Source organism: Anaeromyxobacter dehalogenans 2CP-1 (assembly GCF_000022145.1).
In the GTDB taxonomy this organism is placed as follows: Bacteria; Myxococcota; Myxococcia; order Myxococcales; family Anaeromyxobacteraceae; genus Anaeromyxobacter; species Anaeromyxobacter dehalogenans.
In genome coordinates, this window is record NC_011891.1 from 1098743 (window position 1) to 1113324 (window position 14582).

11 protein-coding genes are annotated in these 14582 nt (G+C 76.1%); 5 read left to right on the plus strand and 6 right to left on the minus strand.

Features of this window, described 5'->3' with window-relative positions:
* Window positions 1-66: 66 nt before the first annotated feature.
* Window positions 67-3306, minus strand: coding sequence for a sigma 54-interacting transcriptional regulator (locus A2CP1_RS23680; RefSeq protein WP_012632327.1), 3240 nt, complete (start codon window positions 3304-3306; stop codon window positions 67-69).
* A gap of 218 nt (window positions 3307-3524) precedes the next feature.
* Here A2CP1_RS23680 and A2CP1_RS04865 point away from each other — a divergent pair, with 218 nt between their 5' ends.
* Genes A2CP1_RS04865 through A2CP1_RS04875 form a run of 3 tightly spaced genes read left to right on the plus strand, consistent with a single transcriptional unit; the run spans window position 3525 to window position 6924 of the window.
* On the plus strand, window positions 3525-4031 hold the full coding sequence (locus A2CP1_RS04865) for an RNA polymerase sigma factor (protein ID WP_012632328.1): 507 nt from the start codon (window positions 3525-3527) through the stop codon (window positions 4029-4031).
* A complete protein-coding gene (locus tag A2CP1_RS04870; protein ID WP_012632329.1) occupies window positions 4028-4813 on the plus strand; it encodes a hypothetical protein in 786 nt (261 codons plus the stop codon). The genes A2CP1_RS04865 and A2CP1_RS04870 overlap by 4 nt, the downstream gene beginning before the upstream one ends.
* Window positions 4810-6924, plus strand: a complete 2115-nt coding sequence (locus A2CP1_RS04875; RefSeq protein WP_012632330.1) for a caspase family protein — start codon at window positions 4810-4812, stop codon at window positions 6922-6924. The genes A2CP1_RS04870 and A2CP1_RS04875 overlap by 4 nt, the downstream gene beginning before the upstream one ends.
* 241 nt (window positions 6925-7165) lie before the next feature.
* On the opposite strand, the gene A2CP1_RS04880 is transcribed toward A2CP1_RS04875, so the two are convergent.
* The gene (locus A2CP1_RS04880) at window positions 7166-8485 is read right to left on the minus strand and encodes an O-acetylhomoserine aminocarboxypropyltransferase/cysteine synthase family protein (RefSeq protein ID WP_012525045.1); all 1320 of its coding nucleotides are present in this window, start codon (window positions 8483-8485) and stop codon (window positions 7166-7168) included.
* A gap of 236 nt (window positions 8486-8721) precedes the next feature.
* Between A2CP1_RS04880 and A2CP1_RS04885 the strand changes: the two genes are divergently transcribed.
* Window positions 8722-10542 carry an AMP-dependent synthetase/ligase gene (locus tag A2CP1_RS04885; protein WP_012632331.1) on the plus strand — a complete coding sequence of 607 codons (1821 nt, stop codon included), beginning with the start codon at window positions 8722-8724 and terminating at the stop codon, window positions 10540-10542.
* 1 nt (window position 10543) lies between these two features.
* On the opposite strand, the gene A2CP1_RS04890 is transcribed toward A2CP1_RS04885, so the two are convergent.
* From A2CP1_RS04890 to A2CP1_RS04905, 4 genes are all read right to left on the minus strand, one after another.
* Entirely contained in the window at window positions 10544-11620 is a 1077-nt protein-coding gene (locus tag A2CP1_RS04890; RefSeq protein WP_012632332.1) for a hypothetical protein, read from the minus strand.
* On the minus strand, window positions 11620-12030 hold the full coding sequence (locus A2CP1_RS04895; protein WP_041450432.1) for a secondary thiamine-phosphate synthase enzyme YjbQ: 411 nt from the start codon (window positions 12028-12030) through the stop codon (window positions 11620-11622). The genes A2CP1_RS04890 and A2CP1_RS04895 overlap by 1 nt, the downstream gene beginning before the upstream one ends.
* 80 nt (window positions 12031-12110) lie before the next feature.
* Window positions 12111-13238 carry an ArsA family ATPase gene (locus tag A2CP1_RS04900; protein ID WP_012632334.1) on the minus strand — a complete coding sequence of 376 codons (1128 nt, stop codon included), beginning with the start codon at window positions 13236-13238 and terminating at the stop codon, window positions 12111-12113.
* Window positions 13235-14182, minus strand: a complete 948-nt coding sequence (locus A2CP1_RS04905) for an ArsA family ATPase (protein ID WP_012632335.1) — start codon at window positions 14180-14182, stop codon at window positions 13235-13237. Before A2CP1_RS04905 ends, A2CP1_RS04900 begins: the two co-directional genes overlap by 4 nt.
* 45 nt (window positions 14183-14227) lie before the next feature.
* Between A2CP1_RS04905 and A2CP1_RS04910 the strand changes: the two genes are divergently transcribed.
* Window positions 14228-14566, plus strand: a complete 339-nt coding sequence (locus A2CP1_RS04910; RefSeq protein WP_012632336.1) for a hypothetical protein — start codon at window positions 14228-14230, stop codon at window positions 14564-14566.
* The last annotated feature ends 16 nt before the right edge of the window (window positions 14567-14582 follow it).

A 14582-nucleotide genomic window follows, 5' to 3' on the forward strand; every position in this document is an offset into this window, starting at 1 on the left:
GCCTGCGGCCGGGGCCGGCGCATGCACGGACCGTGAATGCGAGCTTTCGGCACCCGCGCGCCCCCGCTACCGGTAGTCGTCCCGGCTCAGCCCGTACGCCTTCATCTTCTCGTACAGGTTCCGCTCGGCGATACCGGCCGCGCGGGCCACCTCGCCGATGCGCCCGCGCCGCTCCTTGAGCAGGCGCGTGAGGTACTCGCGCTCGAAGCGCTCCACCAGGCGCTGCCTGGCCTCGAGCAGCGGGAGCGAGGTGTCCACCGGGACGCCGGCGCCCGCGTCCGGCCGCGGCGTCACCCCCGCCCCCGCTCCGAAGATGGGCGCGACCGCCGCCCAGCCCATCAGCACCGCGCGCTCGCAGAGGTTGCGCAGCTCGCGCACGTTGCCCGGCCACGGGTACGCGCGGGCCGCGGCGAGCAGGTCGGGCGGCGGCACCGGCGAGGTGCGGCCATAGCGCTGCGCGAAGGACCTCAGGAAGTGCTCGAGCAGCGCGGGCAGGTCCTGCGGCCGCTCGCGCAGCGGCGGGAGGCGCAGCGGGATCACGTTCAGCCGGTAGAACAGGTCGTCGCGGAAGCGGCCCTCGTGCACCAGCGCCTCCAGGTCGCGGTTCGTGGCGGCCACGATGCGGACGTCCACCTTGAGGGGATCGCGCGCGCCGACCCGGGTGATCTCCTGCTCCTGCAGCACGCGCAGCAGCTTCGCCTGGATGGCGAGGTCGAGATCGCCCACCTCGTCGAGGAACAGCGTGGACCCGTCGGCCTGCTCGAAGCGCCCCACCCGCCGGGCCACGGCACCGGTGAACGCGCCCTTCTCGTGGCCGAAGAACTCGCTCTCCATCAGGTCCTTCGGGATGGCGGTGCAGTTCACCGCCACGAACGGCCGGTCGCGCCGCGGGGAGCGCCGGTGGATGGCGCGCGCCACCAGCTCCTTGCCGGTGCCGGTCTCGCCGCGGAGCAGCACGGTCGCGTCCGCCGGCGCCACCTGCTCCACCATCGCGAACACCTCGCGCATCGCCGGCGCGGTGCCCACGATCTCCTCGAACCCGGCGGCCCGCTCCAGCTCGCCGCGCAGGCGCAGGACGTCGCGCCTGGCCCGCTCGTGCGCCACCGCGTGGCGCAGCACCAGCGCCAGCTCGTCGAAGCGGAGCGGCTTCGTCAGGTAGTGGAGCGCGCCCTTGCGCATCGCCTCCACGGCCGTCTCGACCGTGGCGTGGGCGGTGACCAGCACCACCGGGAGCGACGGGCGCAGCGCGTGCACCCGCTCCATGAGCGCGATGCCGTCCAGGTCCGGCATCTTCAGGTCCGACACCATGGCGAGCGGGTCGGACTCGGCCAGGCGCGCCAGCGCCTCCGCGCCCGACGAGGCGACGAGCACCTCGAACCCCTCCAGCGTCAGGTTCGCGCGCGCGACCTTCCGCGTCCCGGGATCGTCGTCCACCACCAGCACCAGCCCCTCGCCGCCCGCGCTCACGCCGGCACCTCCGCCGTCACGATCCGCCGCACCGGGAAGCGGATCGCCGCCACCGTCCCGCGGGCGCAGCGCGAACCGCGCCCGGTGCTGCTCCACCGCGCGCGTGACCACCACCAGGCCGAGGCCGGTGCCGGTCGCCTTGGTGGTCACGAACGGCCGCAGCACCTCGTCGAGCTGGTCCGGCGGGATCCCGCCGCCGCGGTCCTTCACCTCCACCACGATCGTCCCCTCGCCGCCGGACGCCTCGAAGCGGCTCGCCAGCGTGGGCGGCTCGTCGCCGCCCGCGTCGAACGCGTTCGCGAGCAGGTTCACGAGCGCGTCGGTGACCATGGGGGCGTCCACGTCCAGCACCGGCAGGTCGGGCGCCAGCTCCAGCCGCACCGCGTCCGCCGGCCGACCCCGGGCCAGCGCCGCCTTCTGCGCGGCCTCGCGGAGCAGGCGGTTCACCGACACCGCCGCGAAGCGCGGCTCGGCAGGGCGCGAGATCTCCAGCAGCTCCGAGATGAAGCGGTTCACGCGCTGGACCTCGTCGCCGATGAGCTCCGAGTACTCGGCCACCTCCGCGTCCCCGTCGAAGCGACGGCGCAGGTACTGGGCGGCCCCGGCGATGGCGTTCAGGGGGTTGCGCAGCTCGTGCGCGACCTGGGCGGACATCTGGCCCAGGCCGGAGAGCCGCTCGGCGTCGAGCAGCCGCCGCTCCAGCGTGCGCCGCTCGGTGATGTCGCGGATCACCATGACCGTGCCGAGGTAGCGCCCGTCCGCGCCCGCCACCGGCGCGTAGGTCGTCTCGAAGCGGCCCTCGCGCTCCTTGATGATCGAGTGGGCCGGGCCGGCGTCGTCGCCCCGGCGCAGGTAGCCGAGCACGCGATCCAGCATGCCGTGGCTGGCCTTCGGGTGGCAGTCCTTGATCGGCCGCCCGGGGCCGCCGGTGAGGTTGCGGAGCGCGCGCCCGGCCTGGTTCACCAGGGCCACCCGGTCCTCCGCGTCGATGAAGATGACGCCGTCCACCATCGAGTCGAGGATCGCCTGCAGGCGCTGCAGGTCGGCGGCGCGGGCCTCGCGCGCGGCGGTGGCCTCCTCCAGCGCCTCGGCCAGCTTCGCGGTGCGCTCCTGCACCCGCGACTCCAGCTCGGCGTGCGTGCGCTGCACCTCCTCGGCCATGCGCCGCAGCGCGCCGGCCAGCGCGCCCGCCTCGCCGGGCGCGTCCGGCGGCCGCGCCGCCAGGTCGCCCCGGCCGAGCGCCTCGGCGAAGCCGGAGAGCCGGCGGAGCGGCGCGACCAGGGTGGTGCGGAGCACCAGCACCACCGCCAGCGACACCGCGGCGAGCGCGAGGCCCACCAGCGCCGCCATGCGCACGGTGGAGGCGGCCAGGCGCGGCCCGAGGCCGCTCACGTCCAGCGACACCTGCAGCGCCCCGTTCACCGCCCGCTCGCCGTGGCAGCCGCGGCAGGACGCCGCGTTCGCCACCGGGCGCGTGACGACGAGCCGCGCGTCGGTCCAGCGCAGCGACGGGGTGAGCTCGAGCCGCTCCGGCCCCTCGCCGGCCCGCAGGCGCACCCGGCCCTGGACATCCGCGAGCGACACCCCGGCCACCCCGCCGGCGCGGCCCATGGCCCCGAGGATGGCGGCCATGCTGTCCGGCCGGTGCTCGGTCATGGCCTCCGTCAGCGATCGCTCCAGCGCCTCGGCGATGGCCCCGGCCCGGGTCTCGAGCAGCGCGCGCTCGGCCTGCTCCTCCTCGCGGCGCAGCGCGGCGCCGGCGACGACCGAGACCGCGGCCGCCACCAGGAGCAGGAGGAGGGTGGTCCGGCCGGTGATCCCCAGGCTGAGGAGGCGCATGCGCCCCGAGCGTAGCGCGTGGCGGCGGGAGCGGGGAAGGCCGGCGCGCCGACTTCACGAGCCGTGGTAGCGCGGGCGGCGGCCTGCGGTGTTGGCAGGGCGTCGGGCGCGGGGAGGGGGGGCGGCGCGGGGCTCGTGCCCGGTCCGCGACCCACATCGCGATCGGGCCGGGTTCGATGTAGAACCCGCCGGCCGCGCGGTCGGCGAGGAGGACCCGGGTGACGGTGGACGTCGATTCCTGGTACCGCGCGCACGGCGCGCGGGTGTTTCGCCGGTGCCGTCGGCTCCTGCGCGACGACGAGAAGGCGGTGGACGCGATGCACGACACGTTCGTGAACCTGCTCCGCGCGGGCGATCGGGTGGACGGCGAGGCGCCGGCGTCGCTGCTCATGCGCATCGCCACCCGGGTGTGCCTGAACGTCCTGCGCGGCGAGCGCCGCCACCCCGCCGACCGCGACGAGCGGGTGCTGCTCGCCATCGCGTCGGCGGAGGAGCCGGAGGCGCGCACGCTCTCGCGCGTCGCGCTCCACCGGCTGCTCGGGCGCGAGCCGGAGTCCACCCGCGTCATGGCGGTGCTGCACTGGGTCGACGGGCTCACGCTCGACGAGGTGGGCCGCGAGGTCGGGCTCTCCGGCGCGGGGGTGCGAAAGCGGCTGAGGACGCTCCGCGCGCGCGTCGAGGCGCTGGCCGAGGACGGGGCCGGCGTGGCGGAGGTGGCGCGATGACCGCCCCGCGCACGCCGGACTGGCTGGTGGAGCGGCTGCTCGCCGGCGAGCTCCCGCCCGAGGAGGCGGCCCGCGTCCGCGCCCGGCTGGAGGCGGAGGGCGGCCTGGCGCGCCTCGACGCCCTGGCCCGCGACGACGCCGCGTTCTCCGGGGACCACCCGCCCGGCCCCGCGCTCGCCGAGATCCGCCGCCGGGCTGGCGGGCCGGGGCAGGCGCCGCGGCGCGCGCCGGGCCTGCGCTGGCTGGCGCCCGCGGTCCTCGCGGCGGCGGCCGCGCTCGTCGCCGTGCCGCTGCTCCGCGCCGGCGCGCCCCGCGTCGGGCCGGACGCGGGCGGCGAGGACGTGCGGCTGAAGGGGCAGCGGCCCGAGCTCCGCGCCTGGCGGCAGGCCCCCTCGGGCGCGACCGAGCGGCTCCGCGACGGCGACGTGGCGCGGGGCGGCGAGCGGGTCCAGCTCTCGTACCTGGCCGGCGGCGCGCGGCGCGGCGCGGTGATCTCGCTCGACGGCCGCGGCGCCGTCACGCTGCACTGGCCGGAGCAGGGCGGCGCGGCGCCGCCGCTGGAGCCGGGCGGCGCGGTGGCGCTCCCGCACGCGTACCTGCTCGACGACGCGCCGCGCTTCGAGCGCTTCTTCCTCGTCACCGCCGACGCGCCGTTCGACTCCGCCGCGGTGGTGGACGCGGCCCGGCGCCTCGCCGGCGCCGCGCACCCCGACCGCGATCCGCTGCCGTTGCCCCCCGGGCTCGAGCAGTCCGCGCTCCTGCTCCGCAAGGACGTCCGATGACCCCGCGCCACGCCCGCCGCGTCCCCTCCCTCGCGCTGGCAGCCGCCCTGGCGGCGCTCGCCGCGCGCCCCGCGGCGGCCGTGCCCGCGCCCTCGGGCGCGCTGCGCCGGTTCGCGCTCCTGGTCGGCGTCAACGACGGCGGCCCGGGGCGCACGTCGCTCCGGTACGCCGGCACCGACGCGGAGCGGATGGACGAGGTGCTCCGGCGCGTGGGCGGCGTGGCCGCCGGGGACGCGGTGCTGCTGCGCGAGCCCACCGCGGCCGGCCTGCGCGCCGCGCTGTCCGAGCTCGGCGCGCGCGTGGCGGCGGTGCGCGGCGCCGGGCGGGTGGAGGTGCTCCTCTACTACTCCGGCCACTCCGACGAGGAGGGGCTGCTCGTGCGCGGCGCCCGCATCCCCTACGCGGAGGTGCGCGGGTGGCTCGACGGCCTGGGGGCGCAGGTCCGCATCGCCATCCTCGACTCGTGCGCCTCCGGGGCGTTCACCCGCGGCAAGGGCGGCACCCGGGCCGCGCCGTTCCTGGTGGACGCCTCGAGCCGCGTGTCGGGGCGGGCCATCCTCACCTCGAGCGCCGCCGACGAGGCCTCGCAGGAGTCGGATCGCATCGGCGCGTCCTTCTTCACGCACGCGCTCGTCACCGGCCTGCGCGGCGCCGCCGACACCAGCCAGGACGGGCGCGTGACGCTGTCCGAGGCGTACCAGTTCGCGTTCCAGGAGACGCTCGCGCGCACCGAGCGGACCCGGAGCGGCCCCCAGCATCCGGAGTGGGACATCCAGCTCGCCGGCGCCGGCGAGGTGGTGCTGACCGAGCTGCGCGGCGGGGGCGCCGCGCTGGTGGTCCCGGACTCGGCGCAGGGCCGCTGGTTCGTGCGCGACGACGGCGAGCGGCTCGTGGCCGAGCTGCGCAAGTATCCGGGCCGGCCGGTGGCGCTGGCGCTCGAGCCGGGCACCTACCGCGTGACGGCCGAGGAGGGCGACCGGCTGCGCGAGGCGCGGGTGACGCTCGCGGACGGGCAGCGCCTCGAGCTCTCGTCCGAGCGCTTCGCCTCGGTGGCCCGCGAACGGACCGCGGCGCGCGGCGGCGCCCTGGAGACGGCGTTCGTCGACCTCGCGCTGTTCCCGCCGCTCTCCACCAACGGCGACCGCGCCGTGGAGAACCACCTGCAGCTCGGCCTGATCGCCTCGCGGGCGACGCGGCTCACCGGCGTGGGGATCGGCACGGTGCTGTGGGTCGACGAGGACGTGCGCGGGGTGCAGCTGGGCATGGGCAACGCCGCCAGGGGCGAGGTGGTGGGCCTGCAGCTCGGCAGCATGGGGAACCTGGCGGGCGCGCTTCGCGGCGGGCAGTACGGCGCCCTCGCGAACGTGGTGCGCGGGGACGGACGGGGCGTGCAGGTCGGCGGCGTGGTGGGCTGGACCGGCGGCGCCTTCACCGGCCTGCAGGCGAACGCGGTGGTGAGCTACGCCGCCGAGGTGCACGGCCTGCAGACCGCGGTCACCTCGGTGGTCGGCGCGCTCTCGGGCGCGCAGCTCGGGGTGGTGAACGTGGGGGGCGCGATCCACGGCGCGCAGGTAGGGGTCGTGAACGTGGCCCGCTCGGTTCGCGGCGCGCAGGTCGGGGTCGTCAACGTGGCCGACACGGTGGAAGGCGCGTCCGTGGGGCTGGTGCCGCTCGTCCGCGACGGCGAGCAGCGGCTGCTGCTGCTCGGGAACGACGCCGGCATGCTGGAGGCCGGCGTCCTGCTCGGCTCGCGCCGGGTCCACACCCTCCTCACCGGCGCGGTGCAGCGGACCGGCGACGACGCGCGGCTCTGGACCGGCCTCGGGCTGGGCGTGCGGATGGGCGGCGCGCGGCGGTTCGCCGACGTGGACCTGATCGGCCAGTCGGTTCCGGACGAGCCCATCGACCACGTCCGCGGGACGCTGCGGGTGCTGGGCGGGTGGCAGGTCGCGCGGCGGCTGGCGCTGGTGGCCGGCCCCACCGTGAACGTGCTGTGGTCGCGCGACCCGGCGTTCGATCCGGGGGTGGCGGGGACGCCGTCCCGCGAGCTCGGCCACGGCGACCGGGTGCTGCGCCTGTGGGCGGGCTTCGCGGCCGGCCTGCGGATCTGAGCGCACGTGAACCCATCCCCTCCCGTCGCCGCGGCGGCCGATCCGCGTCGCATCGCGTCGTTGCTCCTCCCTCACATGCCTCGGGGCATGCTCGGTCGTCGCGCCTCGCGCTGCTCGCGGCTCGACCGCCTGGCTCGGTCCGGGGATGGATTCCACGCGCTCTGAGCGCCGCCGCGGACGGAACGGCCCCTCCCGCCGCAGGGCAGGAGGGGCCGGGGCGCGGCGCGGCGGGAGGGAGGGGCTACCGCCGCGTGGCGCGGAGGGCCTCGTCGAAGTCCTCCTTGATGTCCTCGATGTGCTCGATGCCCAGCGAGACGCGGATCTGGTCCGGCGTGACGCCGGAGCCCTGCTGCTCGGCGTCGGAGAGCTGCTGGTGGGTGGTCGAGGCCGGGTGGATCACGAGCGTCTTCGCGTCGCCGACGTTCGCGAGGTGCGAGGCGAGCTTCACCGAGTCGATGAACGCCTTGCCCGCCTCGTAGCCGCCCTTCACGCCGAAGGTGAAGACGCCGCCGAACCCGTTCCGCAGGTACTTGCGGGCCCGCTGGTGGAACGGGTGCTCCTCGAGGCCGGTGTAGTTCACCCAGGCGACGTCCGGGTGCGACTTCAGCCAGCGTGCCAGCGCGAGCGTGTTCTCGCCGATGCGCTGCACGCGCAGGGAGAGCGTCTCGACGCCTTGCAGCAGCAGGAACGCGTTGAACGGCGAGAGCGTCGGGCCGAGGTCGCGCAGCCCCTCGACGCGGGCGCGCAGGACGAACTGGATGTTGCCGAACGGGCCCTTCGGGCCGAACACGTCGTTGAACACCAGGCCGTGGTAGCCCGGGGACGGCTCGGTGAAGAACGGGAACTTGCCGCTCTTCGCCCAGTCGAACTTGCCCGAGTCCACGATCACGCCGCCGATCGAGGTGCCGTGGCCGCCGATCCACTTCGTGGCGGACTCCACCACCACGTCGGCGCCCCACTCGATGGGCCGGCAGAAGTAGCCGCCGGCGCCGAAGGTGTTGTCCACCAGCAGCGGGATGCCGTTGTCGTGCGCGAGCGCGGCCAGCGCCTCGAAGTCGGGGACGTTGCCGGCGGGGTTGCCGATGGACTCGACGTAGACCGCCTTCGTCTTCCCGTCGATCGCCTTGCGGATCGTGTCCACCTCGGCGCCCTCCACCAGCTTCACGTCGATGCCGAGCCGGGGGAGCGTGACCTTGAACTGGTTGTACGTGCCGCCGTACAGGTTGCTGGTCGAGACCACGTTGTCGCCGGCCTGCGCCAGGTTCGCGATGGCGAGGAACTGCGCGGCCTGGCCCGAGGACGTGGCGAGCGCGGCGACGCCGCCCTCGAGCGCGGCGATGCGCTTCTCGAACACGTCCGTGGTCGGGTTCATGATCCGCGTGTAGATGTTCCCGAACTCCTTCAGCGCGAACAGGTTCGCGCCGTGCTCCGCCGAGTCGAAGGTGTAGGACGACGTCTGGTAGATGGGGACCGCGCGGGCGTTCGTCCCCGGCGCGGGCTCCTGGCCGGCGTGGACCTGCAGCGTCTCGAAGCGGAGCTTCCTGTTCGGGGGGATGGCCATGCGTTCCTCTGGGCGGGGGCGGTCCGTTGAGTTGGATGGTCATCCTAAGAAGCGGACGCGCGGGATGTCAAGCCGGTCGGGCGTAATGCGGCCATCGAGGGGTGCGCCAAACCGTTCGTCCGTTTTAACGGATGGAGATCGGACGCCCGCCGCGCCGGCCGCGACGACCATTTCGCCGGCCGGCCCGGATCGGTCTACATTCCCGCCGCAACCGCAGCGACCGGAGGACCCAGCCCTTGCCCGACACCCAGCCCCGCAACGTCCCCGAGCTCTTCCTCGAGCGCGTCGGCCTCACGCCGGACGCCGAGGCGTTCCGCCATCCGGCCGGTGCGGGCTGGCGCAGCCTGACCTGGGCGGACACCGAGGCGCGGGTGCGCGCGATCTCCGCGGGCCTCCGGGCGCTCGGCGTCCAGTCGGAGCAGGTCTGCGCCATCCTGGCGTCCACCCGGATCGAGTGGGTGCTCTCCGACTTCGGCATCCTGTGCGCCGGCGCCGCCACCAGCACCATCTACCCGTCCTCCACCGCGGAGGAGTGCGCGTACATCCTGGCCGACTCGGGCGCGGTGGTGGCGTTCGCGGAGGACGGGCTGCAGGTCGCGAAGCTGGCCTCGCGCCGCGCCGAGATGCCGGCGCTCCGGCACGTGGTGGTGTTCGACGGCGAGGGCAGCGCGGACGGCTGGGTGACGCCGCTCGCCGACCTGGAGGCGCGCGGCCGCGCCTGGGACGCGGAGCACCCCGGCGCGTTCGAGGAGACGGCCGCGTCGGTGCGCCCCGACGCGCTCGCCACCCTGCTCTACACCTCCGGCACGACCGGGGTGCCCAAGGGCGTCGAGCTCACGCATTCGTGCTGGGTCTCGCAGTCGGCCTCGGTGCAGGCCTCGGGCATCCTCGACCACGAGGACCCGGTGCAGTTCTTCTGGCTGCCGCTCGCGCACTCGTTCGGGAAGATGATCGGCACCGCCCAGCTCCGGATCGGCTTCCCCACCGCGGTGGACGGCCGGGTCGACCGGATCGTCGAGAACCTCGGCGTGGTGCGCCCGACGTTCGTGTGCGCGGTGCCGCGGATCTTCGAGAAGGTGCACAACAAGATCCTCTCGAACGCGCGCGACGGCGGCCCGGTCAAGGCCGCCATCTTCCGGTGGGCCATCGACGTGGGGCTGGTGGCGTCGCGCGCGCGCCGGGCCGGCCGCCCGCCCGGGACGCTGCTCCAGGCGCAGCTCGCGGTGGCCGACCGGCTGGTGTTCCACAAGGTGCGCGAGCTGTTCGGCGGCCGCCTGCGCTTCTTCGTGTCCGGCTCGGCGCCGCTCTCCCGCGACATCGCCGAGTTCTTCGACGCGATGGGCATCGTCATCCTGGAGGGCTACGGGCTCACCGAGTCGTCCGCGGCGACGCACGCGAACCTGCCCTCGAAGCGGAAGATCGGCACGGTCGGCCCCGCGTTCCGGGGCATCGAGGTGCGCATCGCCGAGGACGGCGAGATCCTGATGCGCGGCCCGTGGATCATGCGCGGCTACCGCGGCATGCCCGAGCAGACCGCCGAGGCGCTCGACCCGGAGGGCTGGCTGCACACCGGCGACGTCGGGTTCGTGGACGCGGACGGGTTCCTGTCCATCACCGACCGGAAGAAGGACCTCATCAAGACCTCCGGCGGCAAGTACGTCGCGCCGGCCGAGCTCGAGTCCAAGCTGAAGGCCATCTCGCCGTTCGTCTCGCAGGTGCTGGTCCACGGCGACCGGCGCAACTTCGTCACCGCGCTCGTGACGCTCGACGCCGACGCCATCGCGAAGTGGGCGGCGGAGCACGGCCACGCGGGCCAGCCGGTGTCGGCGCTCGCGCGACTCCCGGAGGTGCAGGAGCTGCTGCAGCGTCACGTGGACCGCCTCAACGCCGGGCTGCCGCGCTTCGCCACCGTGAAGAAGTTCGCCATCCTGCCGCGCGAGCTCTCCGAGGCGGAGGGCGAGGTCACCCCGTCGCAGAAGCTGAAGCGGAAGGTGATCGAGCAGCACTTCCGCGCCGAGATCGACGCGATGTACGGCGGGGAGCCGCCGCGGGCCTAGGTCAGCGCGCGGGCGCCTCGCCGGCGGCCGCCTGCTCGAGCCGCGAGAGCGCCTCGCGCGCGCCGTCGAGCAGCGCCGGGTCGTCCACGCCGGCGCGGCGCGCCCAGTCCAGCGTCTGCTCGTAGGCGCTCGCCGCCTTCGACGCCAGCACGGCGACCTGCCCGCGCAGCTCGGCCCGGTAGGCGTCGGCGCGCGCCGCGTCCAGGCCGGGCGGGAGCGGCGCCTCGAGCAGCTCGCGCCGCAGCCCGTCGTACAGCTCGCCGACGCGCGCGCCGGCCGCCACGGCCCAGCGGGCGTCGCCCAGGCGGATGGCGCGGAGGTACTCGCCCTGCGCCGACAGGAGCGCCTCCGACTTCCGCTCCAGCGCGCCGTGCAGCGCGTCCGCGTCGCCGGTGGACGGGTCGAGCCGGACGGCGGCCACGCGGTCGCGGTACAGCTCGCCGAGGTAGTACTGCGCCTGCGCCGCGAAGTACGGCTCGAGCCGCTCCGCCGCCGAGGCCTCCTCGAAGCGGGCCACCGCGAGCCGGAGCGACCGCTCCGCGTCGGCCGCGCGGCCGGCGTCCCGCTCCACCACGCCGTGGAGCGCCAGCGCGCGGATCCGCGCCGCCGGCTCCAGCCCGGGCCGGCCGGCCAGCGCCGCCAGCGCGGCGGCGGCCTCGTCCAGCTCGCCCAGGTGGTACCGGCACTCGGCCGCGCCGAACTCGGCCTCGAGCGCTCCGGCCGCGTCGCCCGGCCCGGCGGCGCGCGCGCGGAAGCGCTCCAGCGCGAGGCGCCACGCCCCGGCGCGCTGGTAGGCGAGGCCGGCGCGCAGCCGGGCCTCCGGCGCGCGCGGCGAGCCGGGGAACGCGTCCGCGAGGCGCGCCCAGGCCGCGGCGGCGCGCTCGAGATCGCCGGCCTGGCCCGCGGCCGCGCCCAGGGCGGCCAGCTCCTCGTCGTTCTTCCCGGCCAGGTCGCGCTCGGCGGGGCCGGGCACCGGCTCGCCCGGCGCGAACGCGACCTGCGCGGCCGACGGCGGCGCGCGCCGCGCGCCCGCGCAGGCCGCCGACAGCGCCAGCGCGCAGACGGCGAGGCGGCGCATCACGGGGCCACCGCCTGCAGGTGCACCGTGCGCCGGCGCGGGCCGTCGAGCTCGCACAGGAACACGCCCTGCCAGGTGCCGAGCAGCGGCGCGCCGTCGCGCACGATCACCGTGGCGGAGGACCCGAGCAGCGAGGCCATCGCGTGCGCGGGGCTGTTGCCCTCCGCGTGCCGGTAGCGCCCGCGCGCCGGCGCGTCCGGGATCGCGTTCTCGAGCGCGAGCAGGAGGTCGCGCCGCACGTCGGGGTCGGCGTTCTCCTGGATGGTGATCCCGGCGGTGGTGTGCGGGCAGTAGACGAGCAGCAGCCCCTCGCGCAGGCCGGCGGCGGCGACGGCGCGGCGCACCTCGGCGGTGATCTCCACCAGCTCGCGCGCGGCGTGGGTCTCGACCTCGAGATCGGGAAGGCGCATCGGGCACATACTAGACGGCCGATCTGGAATCGGGAACCGCCGCCGCGCGCCGCGCGCCCGCAGGGGCGCAGCCGCGAGCGTCACAGCCGGTCTGCCATCCGGGCCAGGCCCGCCAAGTCGTGCACGTCGCCCTCGAGGCGCGGCACCAGCGCGTGCGGCGCACCGATCCGGGCGAGGAGGCCGGCGAGCGAGCGGCGCTCCGCGGCGGCCATCGCCTGGTGCTCCGCCAGCGTGGCCGCGAGCCGCGCGGCCAGGTCGGGCGCGCTCGCGGCGGCCGCGGCCAGCGGCGCGGCCAGGTCGGCCGCGTCCGGCAGCGGCGCCGCCGCCGGCCACAGGTCCGGGGTGAGCCGGTTCACCACCAGCCCCGCCACCGGCATCGACTCCGCGTGAAGCCGCTCGTGGAAGGCGAGCGCCTCCTCGATGGCCGCGGCCGCCGGCGACGCCACCAGCACGAAGCCGGTCTCGGGCCGGGCCAGCATGGCTCGCACCTCGCCGGCGCGCTCCTTGAAGCCGTCGTACATGCCCTGGAAGCCCTGCAGGAAGTCGCCCAGATCGGACAGGACCTGCTGGCCGGTGAAGCGCGCCAGCGTCTTCGCCACGTACCCGCCGCCGAGCTGCGCCAGCCGCAGCCCGAACCTTCCCGCGCCGAGCGCGGGCGCGAGGAGCGCGCGGGCGGTCTCGTTCCCGAGGAAGTCGAGGATCCGGTCGGGCGCGTCCAGGAAGTCGAGCGCGTGCGCGGTGGGCGGGGTGTCGAGGACGATCAGGTCGTAGTCGCGGTCGGTGGCCAGCTCGTAGAGCTTCTCCATCGCCATGTACTCCTGCGAGCCGGCCAGCGCGGCGGACATCTGCTGGTACAGCCGGTTGCGCAGGATGCGGTCGCGGCGGGCAGGGTCCGGCGCGTGGCGGCCCACCAGGTCGTCCCAGGTGCGCTTCACGTCCAGCATCATCGCCCACAGCTCGCCGCGCGGCCGCAGCCCCGCCTCGGCGAGCTTGTGCTCCGGCACGCGCGACTCGACGTTGCCGAGCGTGGCCAGCCCGAGCGCGTTCGCGAGGCGCCGCGCCGGGTCGATGGTGCACACCAGCACCCGGCCGCCCTCCAGCGCGCGCGAGAGCGCCAGCGCGGCCGCGGCGGTGGTCTTGCCCACCCCGCCGGCGCCGACGCACACCGCCACCCGGCGGCCGCCCAGGCTGTCGCGCACGGTGGTCACGGGCGCGCCTCCGCGGGCGGCGCGGCCGCGAGCGCCGCCGCGATGGCCTCCACCGCCGCCGGCCCCCACTCCACCATCGGCAGGAGCGGCAGCACGGTGGTGGGCAGGTCGAGCGCGGCCCGGGCGCGGACCAGGTAGCGCCCGGCGGCCTCGGCGCGCAGCGCCTGGATCCGCCCGGCCTCGGCGGCGGGCCCGAGCGGCGCCGCGGCGGCGGCGAGGCGGGCCAGCTCCGCCGCCTCGGCCGCGTCGAAGCGCGCGGGCGGCATGGCGTTCACCACCAGCGCGGCCACCGCCATGCCCAGCTCGCCGCGCACCAGCCCGTCGAGCTCGATCACCTCGTTGACCGGCATCTCCTCGGGCAGCGTGACCAGCGCCACGCCGGTGCGCGCCGGGTCCACCAGCAGCGCCTGCATCCACTCGGCGTCGTGGCGCAGCGGGCCGGCCGGCACGGTGTCCACGAGCGCGGACGGGACGCGCAGGAGCTGGACGGCGTGGCCGGTGGCGGGGGCGTCGAGCAGCACCAGGTCCCAGCGCGGCCGCCCGCCCTCCTCGGCGCGCACCTCGTGCAGCACCTTGCCGAGCATCACCAGCTCGGCGAGGCCCGGCACCATGCGCAGGAAGTAGCGCACCAGCCGGTTCTCGAAGACCGCCTCGTAGATGGTCCGGAACTTCAGGACCATGAGGCCGTACTCGCGCATGGCCTCGTGCGGGGTCACGTTGATGGTCGAGAGCCCGGGCAGCGCCTCCCGGACGAAGGGCCCCGAGGCAGGCGCGCCGAGCAGGGGGGCGACCCGCTCGCGGGTCGCGTTCACCTCGCACACCAGCACGCGCTTGCCCGCGCGGGCGGCGAGCAGGGCGAGCGCGGCGCAGACGGTCGTCTTGCCCACGCCGCCCTTGCCGGTCACGACGAGCAGGCGGCGATCGAGCAGGCCGGGGGAAGCCACTGGGCTTGACAAGCTATCGAGCGGAAAGGGACAAGTCCACACACGATGATCCTCGACGACGTGCTGCGGAATCCCGTGCTGAAGCGCGCCCTCGCCGCCGGCGAGGAGCAGGTGGGCCGGGTGGTCGGGAAGCTGCTCGCCAGCGACCGGGTCGGCGGGGGGCTCCAGTCGCTGGTGAGCTCGGCGCTGCAGGCGCGGAGCACCTTCGACCGCGGGGTCCGGCAGGCGCTGCACGCGGCCAACCTCCCGTCGCGCGACGACGTCGCGGCGCTGAAGCGCAAGCTGGAGGAGCTCGAGCAGGTGATCGACGGGCTCTCCGAGCGCGTGGACCGCGGCGGCCCGGACCGCGGCGGCCCGGACCGCGGCGGGCCCGGTCCGGAGTAGCGCGCCGGCGGGGGGG